Below are 22,810 nucleotides of genomic sequence, written 5' to 3'. Positions count from 1 at the left end.
CCGATCTCGATGGACATGCATCACCCCGGGAAGACGACCCAGCCGTCGGCTGTGTTGACGTAGATGCTGCTGATGGTTCCTTGGCGCGGTATCTGCACCAGCGGCCCGTTGACGCCGAAGTCCACCAGCTGGCGGGCCGGCACGTTCTTGGCGTCGACGAACAGCTCCACACCCGAGTATCCCGCGTTGCGCGCCTGGGTCTCGGCCTTGGTCGCGTGCGAGAGCACGCCCATCGGTGACGTGCCCGCGTAACCCTTGAGGCTGGCCGGCGTCCCGTCGAGCCAGCCGTCGATGCCGGGGAAGTTGCGGGTCGGCGCCCCCACGAACTCTCCGCCGCGGAAGGCGACGATCTCCTGGGCCTGCGGGATCTCCGCTCGCGGCATCCGGTCCGGGATGATGTTGGGCGGCTTGCCCGCCGGCAGCTCCCGTGGACAGGCCGACAGCCCCAGCGGATCCATCCACACCTGTGGATTCGGCACGTACGCATGCGGATCCCACCCACCCCGCAACCCGATCGGATCCGCAGCCACATAAACCCCGGCCTCCGGGTCGTAATGCCGCAGGAAGTTGTAGTACAGCCCCGACTCGGCATCCTCGTACTGACCAGGGAACCGCAACGGGCACTCCACCCCGGCCGTGACCGCCCCCGGCGAAGCCCCCCACAACGTGCGGCGGGTGCGCCAGGCGACCTCGCCCTCCGCCGACACCAGCTCCGCCGGCGTCCCCAGCAGGTCCGTGGCGATGGCGTAGAAGCGCTCGTCCACCCAGTCCTGCGACCGTTCGGTCTGGGTCAGGGGGCGGAAGGAGCCGGGTGCCCAGTCCCAGGAGGTGGTGCGGTCGTCGGTGGACTGTTCGGCCAGGGTGCAGCCGTCCCAGGTGAAGTCGGTGCGGTGGGCGCCGTCGGCGCGTTCCTTGGCGATGCGGCGGCCCAGGGGGTCGTAGAGGTAGCGCCAGCGGGTGCCGTCGGGGGTGGTGACGGTGGTGAGGCGGTCGTCGGCGTCCCAGGTGTAGTGCCAGGTGCGGGGTTTGGCGGACAGGCCCTTGCGCTGGCGCAGGATCGTGCGGCCCTGGCGGTCGTACTCGTAGCGGGTGCGGCCGGCCTGGCGGAGCATGGTGCCGGTGTAGGCGCGCGGGCCCTGGGAGTCGCCCGGAGCGGGCCAGGCGGCGTCGGTGATCTGGCCGGCGCTGTTGTAGTGGTAGGTCTCCGACCAGCCGGTGGCGTGGACGGCGGTGACGCGGCCGGCCGGGTCGAGGTCGAAGCGGCGGCGGCCGGACAGGAGGTCGTCGATCTCGGTGAGGCCGCCGTCCCTGCGGTAGCCGTACGTGCGGCGCTGGACCATCCGGGCGGCCGGGCCCCTGGTGAGGGTCTGGGAGTGGAGGCGGCCGTCGTCGTCCCACTCGTGCAGGAGGGCGAGGTCGGCGCCGAAGGTCATGGAGGTCTCGCGGCCCGCCTGGTCGTGGGTGAAGCGGAGGGTCTGGCCGGCGGTTTCGAGGGTGAGGGGGAGGTCGCGGGCGTCGTACGTCCAGACGGTCTCCGCCCCGGACGGCGTGCGGCGCAGCACCCTGCGGCCGAGGGCGTCGTAGGCGGAGGTGAGCGTGCGGCCGTTGCAGGTCTCGCGGACGACGCGGCCGTGTGCGTCGCGGACGATGGTGAGGTCGGCGTCCGGGTTCGCGGCGTGCACGAGGCGGCCCAGCGCGTCGTAGTCGAACGTGGTCAGCCGGTCGCCCGCGCGCCGGCCGATGAGCCGGTCGAGGACGTCGTAGACGAAGCTGGTGGACTCACCCGCGCCGTTGACGCGCTCGGTGAGGTTGCCCACGGGGTTGTGCAGGTAGCTCAGGACGCGGTGGTCGTAGTCGATCTCCTCGACCGGGTTGCCCGCCGGGTCGTAGGAGTAGTGCCAGGTCAGGCCCTGCGGGTTGGTCACCTTGGTGAGGCGCGACTCGGTGTCGTAGGTGAACTCCAGGCGGGCGCCGTCCGGGGTGGTGCGGGCCGTGGGCACGTCGAAGGGGCCGATCTCGACGCGGGTGGACTCGCCCAGCGCGTCCACGTGCTCGACCAGGTTGTTCTCGGCGTCGTGCACCCAGCGCTCGACCGCGCCACCGGGGGTGGTGCGGGTGGCGGGCCGGCCCTCGACCGTCCAGGTGTGGCGGGTGGTGGCGCCCAGCGGGTCGATGACGGCGGTGACGCGGCCGAAGGCGTCGCGCTCGTAGCGGGTGGTGGCGCCGGTGGGGTCGGTGATAGCCACGGGCAGGCCCGCCGGGTCCGTGGCGACGGTGTGGGTGTGGCCGAGCGCGTCGGTGATCGTGGTCAGGTGGCCGCGCTCGTCGTAGGTGCAGGTGGTGTCCTCGGTGGCCAGGAGGTTGCCGCGCTCGTCGTGGCGCAGGGTGGTGGTGCTGCCGTCGAAGTCGGTGACGGTGACGGGCAGGTGCAGGGCGTCGCGCGTGCAGCGGCGGGTGGCGCCGTCCGGGCGGGTGACCGACAGCGGGGCGCCCGCCTCGTCGTAGGTGTAGCGGGTGGTGCGGCCCAGCGCGTCCGTACGGGCGAGCAGCCGGTCGTGCTCGTCCCAGCGGTAGCGGGTGGTGTGGCCGAGCGGGTCGGTCTCGGCGGTGACCTGGAGCAGGTCGTTGTGGTGGTACGTGGTGGGGTGGCCGAGCGAGTCGTGAGCCCGGGTGACGCCGTCGCCGTAGGACAGCTCGGTGTTGAACACGCCCGCCGACCCCGTGCCGTACACGCAGCGCCCCCGCAGGTCGTAGGTGTAGGCGTACCAGGTGCCGATGCGGTCCTGCCAGCGGGTCAGCCGGCCCTCCTCGTCGTAGGTGAAGCGCAGCGGCAGGCCGGAGGAGTTCGTCACCTCGGTCAGGTCGCCGGCCTCGTCGTAGGCGTAGGAGAGCAGCCGCTGGCCGGCGCCGCGCAGGCGGATCTCCACGACGCGGCCCTGGGACGTCTCGATGTCCAGGTGGTAGCCGCCGGAGTGCACGATCTCGGACGGCAGGCCGTCGGTGTAGCGCACCTCGACGCGGTTGCCGTTGCGGTCGGTGACGGCCGCGATGGGCAGCACGCCGGCCTCGGTGGTCTCTGCGAAGTGCACGGTGCGGCCGGTGAGGGGGTCGGTGACGGCGTAGCCGCCGTCGGTCTCGTACAGGGCCAGGCGGGGGCCGTCGTCCGGGTACGCCGGGCGGTCCTGCTCCGGGTAGGGGAACGTGAGCAGGGCACCGTGCTCCGTGGCCAGGCAGAGCCCGTCGGCGTCGGCCTCCAGCCGCTGGTCCAGCGTCGAGGCCCAGGAGCGGCCGAAGCACCGGCCGGTGCGGTAAGTGGACAGATGGGTACGTTCCAGGCGCAGCGGCAGCACGCCCGGCAGCTCGACGTCCGTCTGCGGGAGCAGCACGGTGCCGGTCGGGAAGTGCACCGGGTCCTGGCTGAAGAACTGGCGGCCACGCTGCCACGAGCCGGTCGCGGCCGTGCCCTGGCGGGCGCCGCCGCTCTGGATCGCCGTACGCAGCGCCGGGGACCCCAGCGCGTTCCCGCCGCCACGCATGGCCAGGGCGCCGGTGCCGAGCACCGTGCCGCCGCCGGCGCGTACGGCTCCCGCCGCGCCGTTCAGGCCCAGGACGGCCTTGGCGCCGCGGCCCAGCACGGCGATCCCCTTGCCGACCGGCAGCACGCCCAGCGCGGCCAGGCCGACCTGGCCCAGCGAGCCCTTGCCCTGCCGGTACTTGTTCAGCGCGTCGCCGAGCACCACCGCGCCGGCCGCCACCGCCACGCCGGCCAGGATCACCCCGGCCAGCCCGCCGGTGCCGATGACCAGCACCGCCAGCCCGGCCACCGCGCCCACGGTGCCGGCGAAGGACACGAAGTCGTCCCAGGACCTGAACGGCGTGGAGATCGTCTCCCACGCCTGCTCCAGCCACGACTTGTCCTTGATGCCGCTGCCTTCGAGCGCCCGCTCGATCTCCCGGGTGGCCTTGGTCTCCGCGTCCCCGCGCAGCCTGGCCGCGTCCTCGGCGATCCGGCGCGCCCGCGCGCGGTCCTCCTCGGCCCGGCGGGCCCGCTGCATCGCCGCGTACGTGGCCTCCCGCGTCGCCGCGTCGGCGTTGGCCAGCGCGGACTCCGCCTCTGGCACGTCGAGGATCGGGCCGCCGCCGGGGAGCTGCGCCTGGACCTCGCGCAGCGCCCCCTGCGATGCGGCCGCCGCGCTCTGGCCCTGGCGCAGCGCCGCACCGGCCTGCGTCCTGGCCTGCTCCAGGCTGCCCGCGTACGTCAGCAGCGCCTCACCGGCGCCCCGGTACGCCTTGCCCAGCTTGGCCAGCTCCCCGGGCAGCTCGCCCAGCGCCTGGCTGTAGGGGGCCGCGTAGTCGCCGCGCATCCGCAGCGCCGAGCTGTTGCCCGACACGGTGCTCAGCCTGGCCGTGTTGTCCTCGGCCAGCCGCGCTTCCTTGAGCAGCCGGTCGGCTAGTCCTCTGACCTGCCCGGGGTCCCCCGGCGCGGGGTCGCCGGCCAGTCCCAGTACGTCCCATCCGCCCGGCATGACCTCACGCTCCCGCGCCGCCGCTGAGCGAGGCGTCCAGCTCGCGGTGCTTGGCGATGGCCGTCTTGAGGAACTGGCTCATGCCCTCCAGGCCCTGCATGACCTGCTTGGCGCCGTTGTTCCACTGGTCGTAGTCCTGCTGGAACTTGCCGGAGGCCCGCTCGGTGACGAAGTCGCTGCTCACGAGCTGGTCGATCATCGCCTTGAGCTGGGTCAGCCGGCTCTCGATGTCCTCCTTCTCCTTGTTCAGCCGGGTGGCGCTGTTCTCCACCTGCGGGAAGCTGAGGTGATGGGTCCCACCTGCCATGACGGTTCACTCTCCTCGGGGGTCGGACCAGGCCAGGGTGGCGCTGATCGCGTCGAACAGGTCGAGCATCGGCTCGGCCAGGCTGAGGTGCGGGCTGGTGAGCACCAGGTCCAGCACGCCGTGCCCGCCGGGCACGGGGATGAGGGTCTGCATGACCACCGAGTCCAGCTCGCCGCTCTCCACGCCGGTCACGCGGACGGCGCGGCCCGCGTCCAGCTCCACGATCTCGACGGCGCGCCAGGCGGGTGTGCCGGGCGTGGGCGGCAGGGTGACGACGCCCGAGGCGATCGCCTCGACCGTGTTGTCCTCCGGGTCGGGGCGGCCCCGCGTGTGCAGGACCATGAGCGTGGCCAGGACGGTGCCGGCGTCCTCCACGTGGTCGGTCATCGCGGCGCCGAACACCGCGCCGTGCCGCGCCGCCAGGTCGGCGACCTCGCGCAGCACCTTCAGCAGCAGCGACCGGTGCGGGGCCAGCTCCGGCGTGGCCGCCACCCGGGCGTCCACGAGCCTGGCCAGGTCACCGGTACGGCCGGCGCGCCAGACGTCGAACTCGTACCACGAGTCGGGCACCCGCACGGTGAATCCGAAGGGTAGATCAGCCATTGGTCAGCTCCTCGATGAAGGCGTCCACGGGCTCGGGTTCGAGCGTGACGTCGTCGACCTGGACCTCGCGGCCCGGGACGAGCCGGGGGGCGGGCCGTCCGGCGCCGCCGAAGCGCACGGCGCCGACCTGGCGGCCGTCCGGCAGGACGATCCAGCCGCCGACGACCGACGCGCCGCGCACCTGCTCCGTCGCCCGGTACAGGCCGGAGGGCCGCTCGACGGCGGGGGCGGTGAAGCGGAAGGCGTCCTCGCCCAGGACCAGGCTGCCCTTCGCGCCGTCCTCGCCGAGGTCGGCGGTCATCAGGGTCCTGCCGTCCTCCGGGCCGACCAGCGTGGCGCGGTTGTCGCGGGCCTCGCCCGACATCCAGACCTCGCGGCGGCCGTCGCAGAAGTAGCCGACGGCCTTGCCGTCGCGGACCGACAGCGCGACGAGCCCGCCGCCGCCCGCCACCCGCCCGGCGAAGTCCGCCTTGGCGGGAGTGGGATCCTCGCTCCGGCTCGGCACGGCCGCCTCACCGGTGGGCTCCCCGCCGCGGCCGGGCACGGCCGCCTCACCGGTGGGCTCCTCGCCGCGGCCGGGCGCCGCCGCCTGTCCGGACGGCTCCTCGGCGAACACGGCCCGCGCGCCCGCCGGCGCCGGGGGCCGGTCCGTCAGCGCGAACACCAGCGACGCCGCGACGGTCGCGGCCAGCACGCCGGTGAGCACGCCGAGGCCGAGCGCCTTCATCACGACCCGCCCGGGGTGGTCGTGAGCGAGTCCGCCAGCGAGCCGTCGAGCGTGCCGGTGCCCTCGACCAGGGCGTCCAGCAGGCCCGCCGCGCGCTCCAGGAGCTGGTTCATGCGTTCCCGGTTGTCGGAGGACTCCTCGAAGAACCTCCGTACGGCGTCGTCCACCTTCTCCGAGCCGGTCTGCGCGTCGAGCGCGCCGATGTTCCCGCCGTCCAGTGCCGCGCGGATGGCCTTGAGGTCCCGCGAGACGTTCGCGGCCTCCTGGCGGTTCGCGGTGAATTCCTCAGCCATTGCTCGTCTCCCCCTTGATGGCTTCGAACGGGCGCCAGTCCCGATAGACGGTCTCGACGGTCTGGGACACGCCGCCCCGGCTCTCCAGGCGCAGCAGCAGCCGTACGGGCAGGCCCCGGCCGTCCACCTGCAGCGTGAACCGCACCGGCCCCTCGGCCGGCAGGCCCGCGTAGGTGGTGCGGCCCTCCTCGCCCCTGACCCGGTGCGCCGGGGCGGAGCCCGTGTAGGTGCGGCCGTTCCCGGCGGCGGGCGCGCTGGTCACACCCGATCCGGCCGCGTCGATCAGGCCCTTGAGCGTGCGCGGCGAGCTGAGCTCCCTGACGGTGCCCGCCGTCCGCTGCACGCACGACTCCACCGGCGGGTGATCGGCGTCGAACACCACGCCGCCGGCCACCCCTCTGCTCCCGACGAGCGACACGGAGGTGCGCTGTGGATCGTTCCCGCAGGCGACTTTCATCTCGTACGAGGTGGCCGGCGCGCCGGGGTCGAAGCTCAGCCTGCCCTCGGCCACCGCCCGGCCGGAGGACGTCTCCGCGAACACCTGGCGGAACGTGGCCGTGCGCCGGCCGACCGCGCCGACCACGTCGCTCGCGCTCCGCTCCGCCGCGCTCCCCCGGTCGGAGATCATGAGCACCGCGCCCGCCGCCCCCGCGACGAGTGCGATGCCGATGGCGACGCCGGTCAGGTACGCCGGCTTGCGCCAGAACGGCGTGGGCACGACGTGCTCCGCGTACGGCGCCGGCTCCTCGGGCCTGGTGCGCCGCTCCGCCTCCAGTAGCAGCTCGTGCACCGTGGCGCCGTGTGCCCCCTGGCCGAGCAGGATGCGTACCAGATCGACGGCCGAGGGGCGGGAGGCGGCGTCGGAGCGGCGGCACTCCTCGATCACCGCGCGCAGCGCGGGGAGCAGCCTGTCGAGGTCGGCCCCCTGGTCGGGCTCGCGGCCCGTCGCGGCGAACACGACCACGCCGGCCCAGTCCGCGACGTCGTGGGCGGGGAACACGCTGTCGCGCGGCCCCGGCGCGAACACCACCTGGCCGCGCGGCCCGATCATGACGTTGCCGGGGCTGAGCCGCAGCCCCGCGATCCCGCCCAGGTGCAGCCTGGCCATGGTGGTGGCGCTGCCGAGCGCGAACAGGTGAAGCGCCTCGTCCCTGAGGGGGCCCGCCGCCCTGACGGCGGCGGCCAGCGTCTGGCCCTTTCCCAGGTAATCGCGCGGCCGCAGGGCCAGGCCGTCGCTCCATCCCTGAAATTCCATCGCCATCCCCGTGGCAGCCGGTCAGCGCGGCGAGCACGCCCGAGATTCCGCCTTCGCGCAGGTCAAGTGGCGTTTTTCGGTGGTGGTGCGTGCTGTTGTCCGACAGGTTGTACGCGGTGGGGCGGGGATGGGTTCAACCGAGTTCGCGAGAAATCTTCCCGGCTGCCGACATCGGTATGGAAGCGCGTCCCTAGTCCTGCTCCCGGTCCCGCAGTTGTCCGGTGGCGATGAAGTCGACGGCGACGCGGTAGAAGCTGACGATCGACTCGCCGCCCTCCAGGCCGTCCCTGAACTGCTTGCGGACCTTCACGAACGGGAAGGCCGTGCTGCCGTCGGGCAGCAGCACGCCCCAGCCGGCCTCGTCCGAGCAGTGCCAGGAGCCGCCCGCGGCGGCGGCGACGCACGCGCCGAGGAACGAGCCGAGCACGCCCACCAGGCCGTCGATCTGCTCGGGGTCGAAGCCGGGGCGGGAGCGCTGCCGCTCGATGAAGCCCTCGACCCAGGCGACGGACTCCGCGTTGAGGCCGAAGTCCACGTCGCTCAGGGGCCCGAGCCGGTCGATGGCCAGGGCCACGTTCGCCTCGATCTGCTCCAGTTCCGCGTCCACCCGGGGATGCTCGCACCCCGCGCCGTGGCCCATCAACCGGTTTCCGGCGGGCGGGCCCCCGTATACAGGCGCCGTATACCGCCCTTTATACGGGCGACCAGGCACGCTGGGCCGGCTGGGGAGATGCTCCCGTGACACCTGGAGGCGAACATGCGTGGCTTAGTCCGTGCCCTCGTGGGCCTGATCATGATGGCCGGCACGCCGGTGATCGCGCCGGCCGCGGCTCGTGCGGCGGATGACGGCCTGGTGGCCGCCTACGCGATGGAAGGCGAGGTCCGCGACCTGTCCGGCAACGGCCACGACGGGACCGTTCGTGACCCGCGGTGGGTCCCGGGCCTGTTCGGCAACGCGCTCGCCTTCGACCGGGAGCCCGGGCTGGACCGGACGGTCGTCGTTCCGGACGCGCCGGGGCTGCGCACCCCGTCGGCCATGACGCTGACGGCCTGGGTCAGGATCGGGCCGGAGGGCGAGTCGTGCACGTTCGTCTCCAGGGTGCGCCACGGACAGGAGCCGTCCTTCCGTCTGGGCGCCGACAGCTGGCAGGTGCGGGCCGGCGGCGTCGTCCACGGCGAGTCGCTCGGGATGCTCCCGGACGAGTGGATCCACCTCGCCCTGGTCTACGACGGGACGACGATCCGGGTCCACGGGTACGGGCTCGAGATCATGTCCGTACCGGCGAGCGGAGACCTCGGCGACGGGCCTCTCGTGATCGGCGGCGGGGATGCGCCCTGTCCTGACGGCGCGGTCGACGAAGTGCGGCTGTACCGGCGGGCGCTGACGGTCGAGGAGCTCGAACGGGACGTGGTCACGGCGGTCGCGCCCGACCCGAAGGCGCCCCGCGGCCTCGCGGCCGACGTCAGCTCGCGGGCGGTCCGGCTGTCGTGGGAGGCCCCCGTGGACAGCGGCGGCATCACCGGGTACGAGATCCACCGCTTCGATCCCCATACGCTCGCCGTACCGTCGGACCAGACCAGGGTCGCCACGGTGAACGCGCTCACCTACCCGGAGGGCTGCGTCGAAGCGGGCGCCTACCACTACCGCGTCGTGGCACTCGACTCGTCGGGCACGCGTCACCCCTCCGACGTGATCCCGGCCGTCGCCGACAAGCCCGAATGCCCGCCGACCGCGCCGGTGCTCCAGGTGGAGCCGTTCAACGGCTGGGCCAGGGTGCACGTGGGCACGGCCGCGGACGAGCGCGGCGTGACGGGGATCCAGCTGCACCGCTCCACCACGCCGGACTTCACGCCCACGGCGCAGACCCTCGTCGCCTCTCCCGCCGAGCGCTCCACCCACCTCGACCACGTCGACGCGGCCGGCACGTACTACTACCGATCGGTCGCCGTGGACACCGCGTCCCAGCTCAGCGAGCCCTCACCCTCCGTGACGGCCGCCATCTCCGCTCCTCCGGACCTGCAGCAGGCCCTGTCCGGCTGGTACGGCCTCGACGAGGGATCCGGCACGGCCGTACACGACTCCTCAGGCAAGCACCACGACGGCGTTCTGCGCAACGGCACCTGGGTCGAAGGAAAGCACGGCAGGGCGCTGCGCTTCCACTACGACGGCGTGGTGAAGGCGCCGTCGTTCCAGGCCAGGGGCGCGGTGACGATCTCCGCCTGGGTCAAGCGCGCGACCGATGGCACCGACTACGGCTTCCTCCACCATTACGCCCACGGCTCCGACAGCGCTCTCCGGCTGTCGGCCGGAGGCTGGTTCGGCCTGCCGAGCGCGCATGTGGACGGCAACGACGCCAACCGTCCGGCCGGTCGCGAGCCGATCCCGGTCGGCGTCTGGACCCATCTGGCCGGCACCTTCGACGGCACGTACTGCCGCCTGTACGTCAACGGGGAGCCCGCCGGGTGGACCCACTTCGAACGGGACTTCCACGGCCCCTCCGAACTGCGGATCGGCAGCTCGATGGAGCACCTCGGCGGGATGGTCGTCGACGAGGTGCGCACCTACGACCAAGCCCTGACGCCGCAGCAGATCAGGAGCATCATGAACGCCCCGCCTGCCGCTTGACCTTGACGCGACGTCAACGTGTCTCATGGGAGCGAGGTCGCTCAAAGGGGAGGAACGGATGATCCGGGTCGCGCTGCGCGTTGTGGGGTTCGAGCTCAAGGGCCTGACCGCCATCGGGCTGTGGGCTCTTCGCCGCAATCAGGGGGTGCCGCGGGGCGCGACCGTCGTGCCGTACGCCAAGGAGCAGGCGTTCGTACTGCTATTGTTCGGCTTCGCGATGGCGGTCGAGACCGTGGTGATCGACCTGCTGCTGGTCGCGCTCGACGTGCCCGCGTGGCTGCGGTACGGGGTGCTGGTCGCGGACCTGTACGGGCTGCTGTTCGTGGCCGTGATGGCGGCCGGGTGCGCCACCCGGCCGCACGTGGTCACCCGGGAGGAGTTGCGGGTCCGGTACGGGATCTACTTCGAGCTGCGGGTGCCCCGTGAGCTGATCACCGCCGTACGGACGCGCCGGGTCTACGACGAGGGCGGCATGGTCACGGTGAAGGACGACCGGCTGACCGTGGCGGTGTCGTCGCAGACGAACGTGACGGTGGAGCTGGCCCGTCCCGTCACCGTCGTGCGGCCGCTCGGGCGCCGGGCCGAGGTGAGGTCGATCCGGTTCTTCGCCGACTCCCCCGAGATCGTGGCGGCGGCGCTGCGGGCCGAGGAGCCGACGCACTCCTAGCGGCGCTGCGGGCCGAGGAGCCGACGCACTCCTAGCGGCGCCCCGGCCGGGACGGCGGGGGGCCGAGGTGGTCGTCCCCCGGCCCTAGGCGAAGCCCTTTTGTGGCGTTACGTTCCAGAGAAGCACCATCTCGGGATCTTCCACCCTCGACCTCGGATGGAGGCGCCGCCATGCTCTTATCCAGCCGTCGCACCTGGACAACCGGCATGAGATCACTCATCGTCGCGGCGATCGTCACCCTCACTCTCACCCCTGCCCCCACCCCCGCCCTGGCCGCCGCGCCGCCGGACATCCCGCTGGCCAACGTCAAGGCACACCTGACACAGTTCCAGTCCATCGCCACCGCCAACGGCGGCACCCGGGCCCACGGCCGGCCCGGTTACCTCGCCTCGGCCAACTACGTCAGGGGCCGGCTCGACGCCGCCGGCTACACCACCACCCTGCAGACGTTCACCTACAACGGCGCCACCGGCTACAACGTCATCGCCGACTGGCCGGGCGGCGACCCGAACGACATCCTCATGGTCGGCGCGCACCTCGACAGCGTGACCGCCGGGCCGGGCATCAACGACAACGGCTCGGGCAGCGCGGCCATCCTGGAGACGGCGCTGGAAGTGTCGCGCCAGGCGCTGCAGCCGGTCAAGCACCTGCGCTTCGCCTGGTGGGGCGCGGAGGAGCTGGGGCTGCGCGGGTCGCAGTTCTACGTCAGCAACCTGCCGGCCGCCGAGCGGGCACGCATCAAGGGCTACCTGAACTTCGACATGGTCGGCTCCCCGAACGCCGGATACTTCGTCTACGACGGCGACAACTCCGACGGCACGGGGTCGGGGCCGGGGCCGACCGGCTCGGCGCAGCTGGAGCGCACGATCCAGGACTACTTCACCTCCATCGGCGTGCCCACCCGGGGCACCGACTTCGACGGACGCTCCGACTACGGGCCGTTCATCGCCGTGGGCATCCCGGCGGGCGGCACGTTCACCGGCGCGGAGGGCATCAAGACCGCGGCCCAGGCCACGCTCTGGGGCGGCACCTCCGGGCAGGCGTTCGACGTCTGCTACCACCGCGCCTGCGACACGACCGCCAACATCAACGACACCGCGCTGGACAGGAACGCCGACGCCATCGCGTACGCGGTCTGGACGACCGCCACCGCCGTCCCGCCGGTCACCGTCTGGCAGGACACGTTCGAGACGGCCACGGGCTGGACGGTGAACCCGTCCGCCACCGACACCGCCACCCTCGGGCAGTGGGAGCGCGGTGACCCCGAGGCCACCACCTCCAGCGGCGCCAAGCAGCTCGGCACCACGGCCAGCGGCACCAACGACCTGGTCACCGGCCGTCTGGCGGGCTCCTCGGCAGGCGCGTACGACATCGACGGCGGCACCACCTCGATCCAGTCGCCGCCGATCACGCTGCCCGCGACGGGCGCGCTGAACCTGTCGTTCTCGTGGTATCTGGCGCACGGCTCGAACGCCTCCAGCGCCGACTACCTGCGGGTGCGCGTGGTCGGCAGCACCACCGCGACGGTCTTCAACCAGGCGGGCGCGGCCACCAACCGCAACGGCGCCTGGGCCACCGCCACGGCCAGCCTGAACGCCTTCGCGGGCCAGACCGTCCGCATCCTCGTGGACGCCGCCGACGCCTCAGGGGCCTCCCTGGTCGAGGCCGGCGTGGACGACGTCAGGATCACCCGATAGCTCCCTCATCATCGCGGGCCGGACCTCCCAGGGCCGGCCCGCCATCTCTCGTGGAGCCATGCCATGGCACTGTCCCCTCTCATCCGCAGATCTGCCCTGCCCTTCCTCGCCGCCGTCCTGCTCGCCGGCGTGCTGACCCCCGCCGCCGAGGCGGGCGCGCCGCGCGATCGGGAGATCGAGAAGATGGTCCGGCAGGTGGACGCGCGCAACCTGGGCCGGATCATCGCCAAGCTGGCCTCGTTCGGCACCCGGCACACGCTGTCCAGCCAGGACGATCCCGTGCGCGGCATCGGCGCCGCCCGCGACTGGATCTACGACGAGTTCACCAGGATCGCCGCCACCTCCGGCGGGCGCATGACGGTGCAGAAACAGTCGTTCGTCCAGCCGGTCTCGCCGCGCATCCCCGCGCCGACGATGATCACGAACGTGGTCGCCACGCTGCGCGGCACCCAGGACGCCGCCGCCGGCCGTACGTACGTGGTCAGCGGCCACTACGACTCCCGCTGCTCCGACGTCATGAACGCCACCTGCGACGCGCCCGGCGCGAACGACGACGCCTCGGGGGTGGCGGTCGCCATCGAGGCCGCCCGGGTCATGGCCACCCGCACGTTCGACGCGACCGTGGTGTTCATGGCGGTGGCGGGCGAGGAGCAGGGCCTGTACGGGTCGGCGTACTACGCCCAGCAGGCCAAGCAGAGCAACACCGACATCCAGGGCATGTTCACCAACGACATCGTGGGCAGCGCCGACGGCGAGAACGGGCGCGAGCCCGGGGCCGTGCGGGTGTTCTCCGAGGGGGTGCCCACCTCGGAGACCCCGGCCCAGGCCGCCGTCCGCCAGTCGATCGGGGGCGAGAACGACGGGGTGTCGCGGCAGCTCGCCCGGTTCGTCCACGAGACGGCCGAGCAGTACGTGCCGTGGTTCGACGCGCGCCTGTACTACCGCAGGGACCGGTACCTGCGGGGCGGGGACCAGATCCCGTTCCTCCAGCAGGGGTACGCGGCGGTGCGCTTCACCGAGGTACACGAGAACTACCTGCACCAGCACCAGGACGTGCGGGTGGAGGACGGCGTGCAGTACGGCGACCTGCTGCGCTTCGTCGAGCCCGACTACGTGGCCCGGGTGGCGCAGGTGAACCTGGCCGCGCTGGCGGCGCTGGCCCGCGCGCCGCGCTCCCCCGGCCGGGCGGCGATCGTGACGAGCCGGCTCACCAACGACACGGACCTGCGGTGGGAGGCCGGCCCCGAGCCCGACGTCGCGGGGTACGAGGTGGTCTGGCGGGCGACGACCGAGCCGTTGTGGACGCACTCGCGCTTCGTGGGGAACGTGACCTCGTACAGGGTCGAGGGGTTGTCGAAGGACAACTTCCAGTTCGGCGTGCGGGCGGTGGACGAGCAGGGGCACCGCAGCCCGGTCAGCCATCCCACCCCGGCGAGCTGACACGGCGGGGCGGGCGGGTGTCGTGCCCGCCCGCCCCGCCGCCGCGGGTCAGCTCGTGGATTCCGCCATCAGGGCGGCGGCCGCCTGCGGCGCCGTCCTGGGCGGGATCGCCCGCAGGTTGTAGGCGAACCGCGCCACCGAGTCGGCGATCGCGTCGGAGTCCACGTCGAGCGCCGTGTCGTTGACGTTGGCGATCGTGTCGCACGCCTGGTGGTAGCAGACGTCGTAGGCCACTCCCGCCGTGCCGCCGAACAGCGCCGCCTCCTCGGGCGTCTTGATGCCCTCCGCGCCGGTGAAGATGCCACCGGACGGGATGCCGACGGCGATGAACGGCCCGTAGTCGGAGCGGCCGTCGAAGTCGGTGCCCACGGTCGGCAGCGAGCGGGACCCGAAGAACGCCGCGAGCTGCTGCTCGATCTGGGCCGAGCCGGGCGGGCCGGCAGGCGAGCCGACGCCGTCGGAGTCGTCACCGTCGTACAGTTTGTACGCGTAGTTCGGCGAGGCGATCATGTCGAAGTTCAGGTACACCCTGATCCGGTCGAGCTGCGCCTCCGACAGGGCGTCGACGTACTGGTCCGACCCGAGCAGACCGATCTCCTCGGCCGCCCAGAACGCGAAGCGCACCTTGTTCTTGACCGGGACGTAGGCCATCTCCTCGGCGATCTCCAGGAGGGCCGCGCTGCCCGAGCCGTTGTCGTTGATGCCGGGCCCCTCGGTCACGCTGTCGAGGTGGGCGCCGACCATGACGACGTTGCGCGGGTCACCGAAGGGGCTCTCGGCGATCACGTTGTCGTTGGTGCCGAGCACGAGGTTGGCGTCCACCTTGAGGCGCACGGTGACGCCGGGGGTGGCGGCCAGCTCGTTGCCCACGGCGAAGCCGGCGAAGACCATGGGGATCCCGCCCCGCCACTCGCCGATGTCCAGCGGGAACGGGTCCGTGCGGCCCGGCTGGCCCTCGTTGAAGACGATGAGCCCGGAGGCGCCGGCCTCGGCCGCGTTCATCACCTTGTTGACGAAGGGGCAGGTGCCGCGCTGGATGAGCGCGATCCGGCCGGGGACGAAGCCGGCGAAGTCGGCGGCCTCGCAGCCGCTGGTCGAGCTGGGGGCCGGGGTCGGCGGCAGCGTCAGGTCCACGCCCTGGACCTGCGCGGTCACGTCACCGGCCGGGGAGGGCTGGAAGGTGACGAAGTCGGTGCCGGGCACGTACGACTTCGGGGTGGGTGCGGTGATGGCGAGCGTGGGCGGGCTGTTCTCGCTCCAGCTCTCCACGTAGTTGATCGGCTGCCGCGTGACCCGGTAACCGGCTCTGCGCAGCTTGCTCTCGACGTAGGCGACGGAGGCGTCGTAGCCGGGCGTGCCCGCGGCCCGGTTGCCGCCGTTGGCGTCGGCGATGGCCTGGAACGCGTCCAGGTGTTTCTTGACGTTGACGCCCTTCACCTTCTTGACGAGCACCTTGGCGAAGGCGTCGTCGAGCCCGCCCGCGGTGACGGGCGTGGTCATGGCCAGGGGTAAGGCGAGTACGGTGAGCAGGACGATGGCGATTCTTCGCATGCGGGTGTCCCCCCATGAGCTAACGGGAACGCGGCCCTTCCCCCCGATCGGCCGCTGCCCGACCGTAACCCGCCGAAGATGTAGCGTGAAGACCCACTAATGTGGCAATTTCCGAACATTACTCCGCGCGGCGGGCGCGGGCCCGCCGCTTGCCCTCGTGCATCGCCTGCACGCGGGCGATCGGGATCGTGTGCCCCTCCTCGACGAGGTCGGCGGGCAGCCGCTGCGGCGCCGGCATGTGCTCGGCCCACGGGTCGCCGTCCTTCAGCAGCCCGGGCGCGGTGCGCAGGGTGAAGTCGCGCGGCGAGACCCGGTCCAGCTCCGACCATGCCAGCGGGAAGGAGACGGGCACCCCCGGCCGGATGCGCGGGCTGTAGGCGGCCACCACCGTGGCCCCGCCCGCCCGGGTGGAGTCGAGGAACACCTTGCCCGCGCGGTCCTCCTTGATGAACGCCGTGGTCGCCAGCGCGGGGTCCAGCCGCTCGGCCCGCGCCGCCAGCGCCCGGGTGGCCGCCGCGAGGTCGTCCATGGCCGTGCCCGCCACCACGGGCACGAACACGTGCACCCCCTTGGCGCCGCTCGTCTTCACCGCGCCCGCCAGGCCCATGTCCTCCAGCGCCTGCCGGACCAGCAGCGCGCCGCGCACGGCCAGTGAGAAGGAGTCGTCGTGCTCGGGCGGGTCGAGGTCGAGGACCAGGTGCGTGGCGTGCTCACCGGCGAACAGCGCCGGGTGGTACTCCACCGCCCGCTGGTTGGCGAACCACAGCAGCGTCCGCCTGTCGTCGCACAGCGCGTACGTCACCTGCCTGCGCGACGCCTCCGCCCACATCGACACCGACCGCACCCAGGCGGGGGCGTACTTGGGCAGGTTCTTCTGCATGAACGGCGCCTGCCCCGGACGCACGCGGACGACCGAGAGCGGCCGGTCGCGCAGCACGGGGACGATGCGGTCGCTGACGGCGTCGAGGTAGTCGACCAGATCGCGCTTGGTCGCGTCGGCGCCGTCGAACAGCGGCTGGTCCAGGTTGGTCAGCTCGACCCCGTCACGCGTCTCATCAGCGGCCACCCGGTCTACGATGCCGAGGTTCGAACGTATGGTCAACAACCGCTAGCCGATCCGGACCGCGTAGCCCTCCAGCCCTGGCACGGCCGGGAAGCGCTCCAGCACCAGCGGGTCGTGCCCGGCCACGATCAGCTCCGGCGAGCCGGCCAGCGCCCGGACCCGGTCGAAGGCGTCGTACATGGCCGGCAGGTGGTCGACGATGCCGTACGGGCGGTCGGCCTCGATGTTGGCGTAGAAGTGGCTGGCGTCCGAGGCGACGACCGCGTCCCCCCGGGCGGTGCGCACGCGGACGACCTGCATGCCCGGCGTGTGCCCGCCGACGTGGTGCACGCTCAGCCCCGGCAGCAGCTCGTGGTCGCCGTCGAGCTGCCGCACGCGGCCGGTGAGGTTCTCCCGCACCAGGTAGGCCAGGTCGTCGGGCTCTGCCAGGTGCGGGTACGCGCCGCGGTGGGCGTGCGGGCCCGTCCAGAACGCCAGCTCCGCCCGCTGCAGCACGATCCGGGCGGCGGGGAGGTCGCGCAGGTGGCCCGTGTGGTCGTAGTGCAGGTGGGTGAGCACGACGTGGCCGACCTGGGCGGGCGCCACGCCCAGGGCGGCCAGGGTGTCCACGGGCGAGCGCAGGTAGTGGCGGTCGCCGCGGCGCTCGGCGGTCTGCCTGGTGAAGCCCGCGTCCACCAGCACCACCCCGGCCTCCCCGACGGCCACCCAGACGTAGTAGTCGATCGGGAAGGGGTCCAGGGCGCCCGGGTCGTGGCCGTAGAAGTGCTCGCCGCGCACCGAGGCGTCTCGATGCGCGTAGCGGAGGGCGTACAGCTCAAACATCGCGCAGCCCGGCGGCGTGGCTGCCCGCGCGGCGGCCGAAGACGGTGCCGGAGGTGAGGCCGGAGCCGCCCGGGTAGTTGCCCGAGAACAGGCCGCCGACCAGCTCGCCCGCCGCGTACAGGCCGGGGATCGGCACCCCGGCGGCGTCGAGCACGCGGGCGTCCTGGTCCACCCGCACGCCGCCGAAGGTGAACGTGATGCCGCAGGTCACCGCGTAGCCGTAGTAGGGCGGGGCGTCGAGCGCGAGCGCCCAGTTCGACTTGGGCGGCTGCACGGCCGCCGCCCGGCCGTCCTTGACCGACGGGTCGAACGGCACGCCGTCGTCGATCGAGGCGTTGAAGCGCGCCACCGTCTCCTCCAGCCCCGCCGGGTCGATGCCCAGCTCGGCGGCCAGCTCCGCCAGCGTGTCCGCCCGCGCGGCGGTGATCGGGTGGGAGTCGTACTCCTCCGTGCGCAGCAGCGGCCTGGTCTTGGCGTCGAAGAGCTGGAAGGCGATGCCGCCGGGCTGGCGCAGGATCTCCCTGCCGTACTTGGCGTAGGTGTAGTTGCGGTAGTCGGCGCCCTCGTCCACGAAGCGGCGGCCCTCGCGGTTGACGACGACGCCGACCGGATAGCTCTGGCGGGTGAGCTGGTTGGTCAGCGTGCGGTCGCCGCCGCCGTCGGAAGCGCCGGCGTCCCAGGCGGTGCTGTGGCAGGAGGCCCAGTCGCCGTACGGCTGCGCGCCCGCCGCCAGCGCCAGGTCGAGCACCTCGCCGGTGTTCAGCGGGTTGCCCCGGGTCTTGGCCCGCCGCCACTCCGGGCCCAGGTGCCTGGCCCGCCGCTCCGGGTCGGCCTCGAAGCCGCCCGCCGCCAGCACCACCGCGGGCGCGCTGACCTGGTGCGCGACTCCGGACGCGTCGCGGTACTCCACGCCCGTCACCCGCTGCCCGTCGCGCAGCAGCCCCGTGACCGCCGCGCCGTACCGGACCTCCACGCCCGACGCGAGCGCCGCCTCGGTGTGCCCGGCGATCAGCCCCTTGCCGCCGCCGACCGTGCCGACGACCAGGCCGCCGAAGAAGCGCCACTGCCCGTCCGACTCGTACGCCTGCCGCTCGTACATCAGCCGCCACCTGATGCCCTTGCCGGCCAGCCACCTGACCGCGTCGGCCGCGTCGCCCACCAGCAGGTCGGTGAGCACGGGGTCGCAGCGGCCGTCGGTGACCCGCTTCATGTCGGCCAGGAAGTCCGCGGCCGTGTAGGGCGGCACGTCGGTCACGGCGTGCCTGGGGTCCTCCTCGATCAGCGGCCGCAGCTCCGCCAGCCCGGAGAAGGGGAAGCGGAAGGCACCCGCCGTGTAGTAGGAGTTGCCGCCGGCCTCGCCGGCCGTGCCCTTCTCCAGGAGCAGCACGCGGGCGCCGCGCTCGCGGGCCGCGTGCGCGGCGGAGAAGCCGGCGTTGCCGCCGCCGGCCACGATCACGTCGTACGAGGTCATGCTGACTCCTTCTCCGAGATGGGACGGCCGGTCCACTGCTCCCACAGGGTGGCGATCGAGGCGTAGTCCTGCCGGCCGAGGCCGCCGCCGACGGCGAGCTCGTACACGCTGTGGCTGGCCTGGATGGCGAACAGCGGGATGCCGGCGTCCTGGGCCAGCGCCAGCGCCAGCGTGGAGTCCTTGCGGGCGGCGGAGGTCGGCATGCCGCCCTCGTAGTCGCCGGGCAGGACGCGCTCCAGGAAGCGGTGGGTGAGCGGGCGGGTGAGCCCGGCCTCCGGGTCGGCGAGCAGCTCGGCGAGCCGCCGCTGCGACACGCCGGTGGCCGCCGCCATCGCGCCGGCCTCGGCCAGCACGACCATGACGGCGTGCGCCACGGCGTTGTTGATGACCTTGGCGGCCATGCCCGCGCCGATCCCGCCGAGCACGAGCTGCCGGGGCGCGAGCGCGTCGAGCACCGGGCGGGCGCGCGCGAGATCCTCCTCGTCCCCGCCGATGAGCAGCGTGGACGTGCCCGCCGCCATCTGCGCCACCCCGGACAGGATGGCGGCGTCGAGCACCCGGACGCCGTGCGGCGCGCACAGCTCGCGCAGCCGGTGCATGTCCGCCGGGTTGACCGTGCTGGTCTCGACGATCAGCGAGCCCGGCCGCATGCCGGGCGCGATCACGGCGGCGGCCTGCGCCGAGGCCGCCGGGGTCGGCAGTGAGAGCACGACCGTCTCCGCCTCCGCCAGGGCGGCCACGTCGGTAACCCCCGTCACGCCGTCCAGCTCGCCGGCGGCTTCGGTACGGGCGGGGTCGAGGTCGTAGGCGAGCACGGGGCAGGTCTGGGAGAGCCGCCGCGCGATCGCGGACCCCATGTTGCCGAGGCCGCACAGCCCCACTGGTGATGCCATCTCGCTGTTCCTTTCAGGTCCGCATGGCGAACGGGTCGGCGGCGCGGCCGGACAGGTCGATCATGACGTTCTTGGTCCGGAGGTACTCCTCCATCGCCTCCTCGCCGCGCTCGCGGCCGTACCCGGACATCCGGGTGCCGCCGAACGGGGCCTGCGCCGCGCTGGCCCGGTAGGTGTTGACCCAGACGGTGCCCGCGACCAGGCGCTCGGCGACGCGGTGGGCGCGGGTCAGGCTGGTGGTCCAGATGCCGGAGGCCAGGCCGAAGTCGCTGTCGTTGGCGATCGCGACGGCCTCCTCCTCGTCGCCAAACGGGATGACGCTCAGCACGGGGCCGAAGATCTCCTCCCTGGCGATCGGCATGCCGTTGTGCACGTCGGCGAAGACGGTGGGCGGCACGAACAGCCCCCGCTCCGGCAGCTCCCGCTCGGCGGTGACCCGGCGGGCGCCCGCCTCGGCCCCGGCCGCGATCATGCGCTGGATGCGCTCGTGCTGCGGCGCGTTGGCGACCGGGCCCATCTGGGTGTCCGGCAGCAGCGGGTCGCCCAGCCTGATGGCGTCCGCGCGCCGCGCCAGCTCGTCCACCACCTGCTGGTAGACGGGCCGCTCGACGAGCAGGCGGCTGCCCGCGATGCAGGTCTGGCCGCCGGCGGCGAAGATGCCGGCCATCGCGCCCGCGATCGCCGCGTCCAGGTCGGCGTCGGCGAAGACGAGGTTGGGCGACTTGCCGCCCAGCTCCAGGGTGACGGGGACGAGCGTGCGGGCCGCCGCCGCGGCGATGGCCTGGCCGGTGGCGACGCTGCCGGTGAAGCTGATGCGGCCCAGGCGCGGGTCGCCGACCAGGGCGGTGCCCGCCTCGGCGCCGCCGGTCACGATGTTGATCACCCCGGGCGGGAAGCCGGCGCGCTCCACCAGGTCGGCCAGCTCCAGCGTGGTGGCGGAGGCGTGCTCCGACGGCTTGATCACCACGCAGTTGCCGGTGGCCAGCGCCGGGGCGAGCTTGTTGGCCAGGAGCTGCATCGGGGAGTTCCACGCCGTGACGAGCGCGGCCACGCCCACGGGCTCGCGCAGCGTGTAGTCGAGGGTGTCCGGGTTGTCCAGCGGGATCGTGCGGCCGTACAGCTTGTCCGCGTACCCGGCGAAGAAGCGGTAGTTGCGCGCGGCGAACCTGGCCTGCCCGGCGGTCTCCTTGAGCAGCTTGCCGTTGTCGGTGCTCTCCAGCCGGCCCAGCTCGTCGGCGCGCTCCTCGATCAGGTCGGCCAGCCGGTGCATCAGCCGCGCCCGCGCCACCCCCGGTGTCGCCGCCCAGGTGCGCTCGAAGGCCTCGCTCGCCGCCGTGACGGCCGCGGCCACGTCGGCGGCGGTGGCGTCCGGCACCGTGGCGAACTGCGCGCCCGTGTACGGGTTGACCGCGGGGAGCCTGCGGTCGCCATCGGCGTCCACCCGCTCGCCGCCGATCAGCATGCGATATCTCATCCGGCCGTCCCTCTCGCCTTGCCGTCGATCTCGTCCAGCGCCCACAGCAGGTGCCCGGCGAACTCCTCCGGGTTCTCGGCCATCGGGAAATGGCCGAGCCGGGGCATCGTCCGGTAGAGCGCGCCGGGGATGCGCCCGGCCGTCGCCCGGGACATCTCCGGGGTGCACGAGTAGTCGTACTCGCCGGTCAGCATCACCACCGGGCAGCGCGCCGTGTCGATGCGGCCGACCCGGTCGCGGGCGTCCCAGTCGCCGCTGTAGAACAGGATGTCCCCGGCGAACGTGCCGAACCCGCCCTGGGAGTAGCCCCACCACACCTCGCGCCGGTGCTCGGGCGGGCTCTGCGGCGCCATCAGGCCTTCCACCCACTCCGGTACGAACAGCGTCTGGTTCACCCTCGGGTCGCGGGCCCAGCGGACCTGCCGTCCCGGCACGTGGTCGGCGGCCTCGCAGGCCACGACGCCGCCGAGCCTGTCGGGGTGGCGCAGGGCCAGCTCCAGGCAGATCTCGCCGCCCATCGAGCAGCCGACGACGATCGGGGCGTCGAGGTCCAGGCCCTCGATCACGGCCATGATCGTGGCGACGTAGCGGTCCGTGTCCAGTGCGTACGCGCCTGGCGGCTCGCCGGGCGGGCCGGTGGAGCGGCCGTGCCAGGGCAGGTCGAAGGCGACCAGGTGGTAGCGGTCGGCCAGCCCGGGGTCGTTCATGAGGTGGTGGAACTGGCGGCTGTCCGCGCCGGCGGTGTGCAGGAAGAGCACGTCCCTGCCGGTGCCGGCGTGCTCGTAGAACAGCCGCACGGGCTCCCGGCCCACCTCGGCTCGCAGATAGCGCCCCTCGATGTGATCCGGGCGCGCCGTCTCGCGTGACGCCGAGGGCGCCGGGCCTGGGAGCGCCGCGCCGCCCGTTTCCCGCGCCGCGAGCGGCGGGCCCGCGATCACCGCGCGACCGATCTCCAGCACCCGCCGCACCAGGTGGGCGTGCTGGGCGAAGCACACCTCGTCCCCCGTGACGGCGGTGCCGGGGACGCGCATGAGCATCCCGAAGAGGTGGTGGTGCGGCGGCCGGGGCTCGGCCGAGAAGAACTCCCGCCACGCCTCGGGTTCGGCGACCACCTCGAAGTCGGTCCGCCGGGCGGCGCCGACCGGCCTTCCGTCGTGGAAGGCGAAGGTCACCACCTCCTCGCCCGCCCTGATGCCGAACCCGACCTCTCCGGGGCAGCCCAGCGCCGCCAGTGCGGCGTCGGCCGCGCAGGCCGCGTGCCAGTCGTCGGCCCGCTCCGCCAGCCTCACGGGTCACCTCCTAGAGCTATGTATACCGTTGAATACGGAGATATCCACTTATCGGGGTCCATGTCAACTGCGGCGGTCAACCATTGACAATATCGGGATACCGTTG

The 22,810-nt window shown here is 73.0% G+C and carries 18 protein-coding genes; 4 read left to right on the top strand and 14 right to left on the bottom strand.

Going from position 1 to position 22,810, the window contains the following annotated elements; translation table 11 throughout:
• Positions 1–20 precede the first annotated feature (20 nt).
• From LCN96_RS03715 to LCN96_RS03685, 7 genes are all read right to left on the bottom strand, one after another.
• On the bottom strand, positions 21–4,526 hold the full coding sequence (locus tag LCN96_RS03715; RefSeq protein WP_225271185.1) for a DUF6531 domain-containing protein: 4,506 nt from the start codon (positions 4,524–4,526) through the stop codon (positions 21–23).
• Positions 4,527–4,530: 4 nt separating this feature from the next.
• Positions 4,531–4,833, bottom strand: a complete 303-nt coding sequence (locus tag LCN96_RS03710; protein WP_148433426.1) for a WXG100 family type VII secretion target — start codon at positions 4,831–4,833, stop codon at positions 4,531–4,533.
• A gap of 6 nt (positions 4,834–4,839) precedes the next feature.
• Positions 4,840–5,436 (bottom strand): hypothetical protein, encoded by a 597-nt coding sequence (locus tag LCN96_RS03705; protein WP_225271184.1) that lies wholly within the window; start codon positions 5,434–5,436, stop codon positions 4,840–4,842.
• The gene (locus LCN96_RS03700; RefSeq protein ID WP_225271183.1) at positions 5,429–6,163 is read right to left on the bottom strand and encodes a hypothetical protein; all 735 of its coding nucleotides are present in this window, start codon (positions 6,161–6,163) and stop codon (positions 5,429–5,431) included. The genes LCN96_RS03705 and LCN96_RS03700 overlap by 8 nt, the downstream gene beginning before the upstream one ends.
• Complete coding sequence (locus LCN96_RS03695) at positions 6,163–6,456, bottom strand: hypothetical protein (RefSeq protein ID WP_225271182.1); 294 nt, start codon at positions 6,454–6,456, stop codon at positions 6,163–6,165. Before LCN96_RS03695 ends, LCN96_RS03700 begins: the two co-directional genes overlap by 1 nt.
• The gene (locus LCN96_RS03690; RefSeq protein WP_225271181.1) at positions 6,449–7,711 is read right to left on the bottom strand and encodes a serine/threonine-protein kinase; all 1,263 of its coding nucleotides are present in this window, start codon (positions 7,709–7,711) and stop codon (positions 6,449–6,451) included. Before LCN96_RS03690 ends, LCN96_RS03695 begins: the two co-directional genes overlap by 8 nt.
• Positions 7,712–7,901: 190 nt before the next feature.
• The gene (locus LCN96_RS03685; RefSeq protein WP_225271180.1) at positions 7,902–8,318 is read right to left on the bottom strand and encodes a hypothetical protein; all 417 of its coding nucleotides are present in this window, start codon (positions 8,316–8,318) and stop codon (positions 7,902–7,904) included.
• A 150-nt stretch (positions 8,319–8,468) separates the two neighbouring features.
• On the opposite strand from LCN96_RS03685, the gene LCN96_RS03680 reads away from it, so the two are divergent.
• The 4 genes from LCN96_RS03680 (at position 8,469) to LCN96_RS03665 (ending at position 14,141) form a co-directional block, all read left to right on the top strand.
• Positions 8,469–10,337 (top strand): LamG-like jellyroll fold domain-containing protein, encoded by a 1,869-nt coding sequence (locus tag LCN96_RS03680; RefSeq protein ID WP_225271179.1) that lies wholly within the window; start codon positions 8,469–8,471, stop codon positions 10,335–10,337.
• 58 nt (positions 10,338–10,395) lie between these two features.
• Positions 10,396–11,004 (top strand): hypothetical protein, encoded by a 609-nt coding sequence (locus LCN96_RS03675; RefSeq protein WP_225271178.1) that lies wholly within the window; start codon positions 10,396–10,398, stop codon positions 11,002–11,004.
• A gap of 206 nt (positions 11,005–11,210) precedes the next feature.
• Positions 11,211–12,701, top strand: a complete 1,491-nt coding sequence (locus LCN96_RS03670) for a M28 family peptidase (RefSeq protein ID WP_225271177.1) — start codon at positions 11,211–11,213, stop codon at positions 12,699–12,701.
• 63 nt (positions 12,702–12,764) lie between these two features.
• On the top strand, positions 12,765–14,141 hold the full coding sequence (locus tag LCN96_RS03665) for a M28 family metallopeptidase (protein ID WP_225271176.1): 1,377 nt from the start codon (positions 12,765–12,767) through the stop codon (positions 14,139–14,141).
• Between the two features lie 48 nt (positions 14,142–14,189).
• On the opposite strand, the gene LCN96_RS03660 is transcribed toward LCN96_RS03665, so the two are convergent.
• The 7 genes from LCN96_RS03660 to LCN96_RS03630 form a co-directional block, all read right to left on the bottom strand.
• On the bottom strand, positions 14,190–15,692 hold the full coding sequence (locus tag LCN96_RS03660) for a M28 family peptidase (RefSeq protein ID WP_225271175.1): 1,503 nt from the start codon (positions 15,690–15,692) through the stop codon (positions 14,190–14,192).
• Positions 15,693–15,810: 118 nt separating this feature from the next.
• Positions 15,811–16,758: a DNA polymerase domain-containing protein gene (locus LCN96_RS03655; protein ID WP_225271174.1), complete on the bottom strand. Its 948-nt coding sequence runs from the start codon at positions 16,756–16,758 to the stop codon at positions 15,811–15,813.
• Between the two features lie 42 nt (positions 16,759–16,800).
• On the bottom strand, positions 16,801–17,577 hold the full coding sequence (locus LCN96_RS03650) for an N-acyl homoserine lactonase family protein (RefSeq protein WP_225271173.1): 777 nt from the start codon (positions 17,575–17,577) through the stop codon (positions 16,801–16,803).
• A complete protein-coding gene (tcuA, locus tag LCN96_RS03645; RefSeq protein WP_225271172.1) occupies positions 17,570–19,048 on the bottom strand; it encodes an FAD-dependent tricarballylate dehydrogenase TcuA in 1,479 nt (492 codons plus the stop codon). Before tcuA ends, LCN96_RS03650 begins: the two co-directional genes overlap by 8 nt.
• Entirely contained in the window at positions 19,045–19,941 is an 897-nt protein-coding gene (locus LCN96_RS03640; protein WP_225271171.1) for an NAD(P)-dependent oxidoreductase, read from the bottom strand. Before LCN96_RS03640 ends, tcuA begins: the two co-directional genes overlap by 4 nt.
• A gap of 13 nt (positions 19,942–19,954) precedes the next feature.
• Complete coding sequence (locus LCN96_RS03635) at positions 19,955–21,415, bottom strand: aldehyde dehydrogenase family protein (RefSeq protein WP_225271170.1); 1,461 nt, start codon at positions 21,413–21,415, stop codon at positions 19,955–19,957.
• Positions 21,412–22,704 carry an alpha/beta fold hydrolase gene (locus tag LCN96_RS03630; RefSeq protein ID WP_225271169.1) on the bottom strand — a complete coding sequence of 431 codons (1,293 nt, stop codon included), beginning with the start codon at positions 22,702–22,704 and terminating at the stop codon, positions 21,412–21,414. Before LCN96_RS03630 ends, LCN96_RS03635 begins: the two co-directional genes overlap by 4 nt.
• Positions 22,705–22,810: the final 106 nt, after the last annotated feature.

The sequence above is a fragment of the Nonomuraea gerenzanensis genome, from assembly GCF_020215645.1.
GTDB classification, from domain to species: Bacteria; Actinomycetota; Actinomycetes; order Streptosporangiales; family Streptosporangiaceae; genus Nonomuraea; species Nonomuraea gerenzanensis.
This window is presented reverse-complemented; position numbering and strand designations above follow the sequence as displayed.

Coding starts and splice junctions, on each gene's coding strand:
- LCN96_RS03715 (WP_225271185.1), bottom strand. CDS start 4,526: ATGCCGGGCGGATGGGACGTACTGGGACTGGCCGGCGACCCCGCGCCG.
- LCN96_RS03710 (WP_148433426.1), bottom strand. CDS start 4,833: ATGGCAGGTGGGACCCATCACCTCAGCTTCCCGCAGGTGGAGAACAGC.
- LCN96_RS03705 (WP_225271184.1), bottom strand. CDS start 5,436: ATGGCTGATCTACCCTTCGGATTCACCGTGCGGGTGCCCGACTCGTGG.
- LCN96_RS03700 (WP_225271183.1), bottom strand. CDS start 6,163: ATGAAGGCGCTCGGCCTCGGCGTGCTCACCGGCGTGCTGGCCGCGACC.
- LCN96_RS03695 (WP_225271182.1), bottom strand. CDS start 6,456: ATGGCTGAGGAATTCACCGCGAACCGCCAGGAGGCCGCGAACGTCTCG.
- LCN96_RS03690 (WP_225271181.1), bottom strand. CDS start 7,711: ATGGAATTTCAGGGATGGAGCGACGGCCTGGCCCTGCGGCCGCGCGAT.
- LCN96_RS03680 (WP_225271179.1), top strand. CDS start 8,469: ATGCGTGGCTTAGTCCGTGCCCTCGTGGGCCTGATCATGATGGCCGGC.
- LCN96_RS03675 (WP_225271178.1), top strand. CDS start 10,396: ATGATCCGGGTCGCGCTGCGCGTTGTGGGGTTCGAGCTCAAGGGCCTG.
- LCN96_RS03670 (WP_225271177.1), top strand. CDS start 11,211: ATGAGATCACTCATCGTCGCGGCGATCGTCACCCTCACTCTCACCCCT.
- LCN96_RS03665 (WP_225271176.1), top strand. CDS start 12,765: ATGGCACTGTCCCCTCTCATCCGCAGATCTGCCCTGCCCTTCCTCGCC.
- LCN96_RS03660 (WP_225271175.1), bottom strand. CDS start 15,692: ATGCGAAGAATCGCCATCGTCCTGCTCACCGTACTCGCCTTACCCCTG.
- LCN96_RS03650 (WP_225271173.1), bottom strand. CDS start 17,577: ATGTTTGAGCTGTACGCCCTCCGCTACGCGCATCGAGACGCCTCGGTG.
- tcuA (WP_225271172.1), bottom strand. CDS start 19,048: ATGACCTCGTACGACGTGATCGTGGCCGGCGGCGGCAACGCCGGCTTC.
- LCN96_RS03640 (WP_225271171.1), bottom strand. CDS start 19,941: ATGGCATCACCAGTGGGGCTGTGCGGCCTCGGCAACATGGGGTCCGCG.
- LCN96_RS03635 (WP_225271170.1), bottom strand. CDS start 21,415: ATGAGATATCGCATGCTGATCGGCGGCGAGCGGGTGGACGCCGATGGC.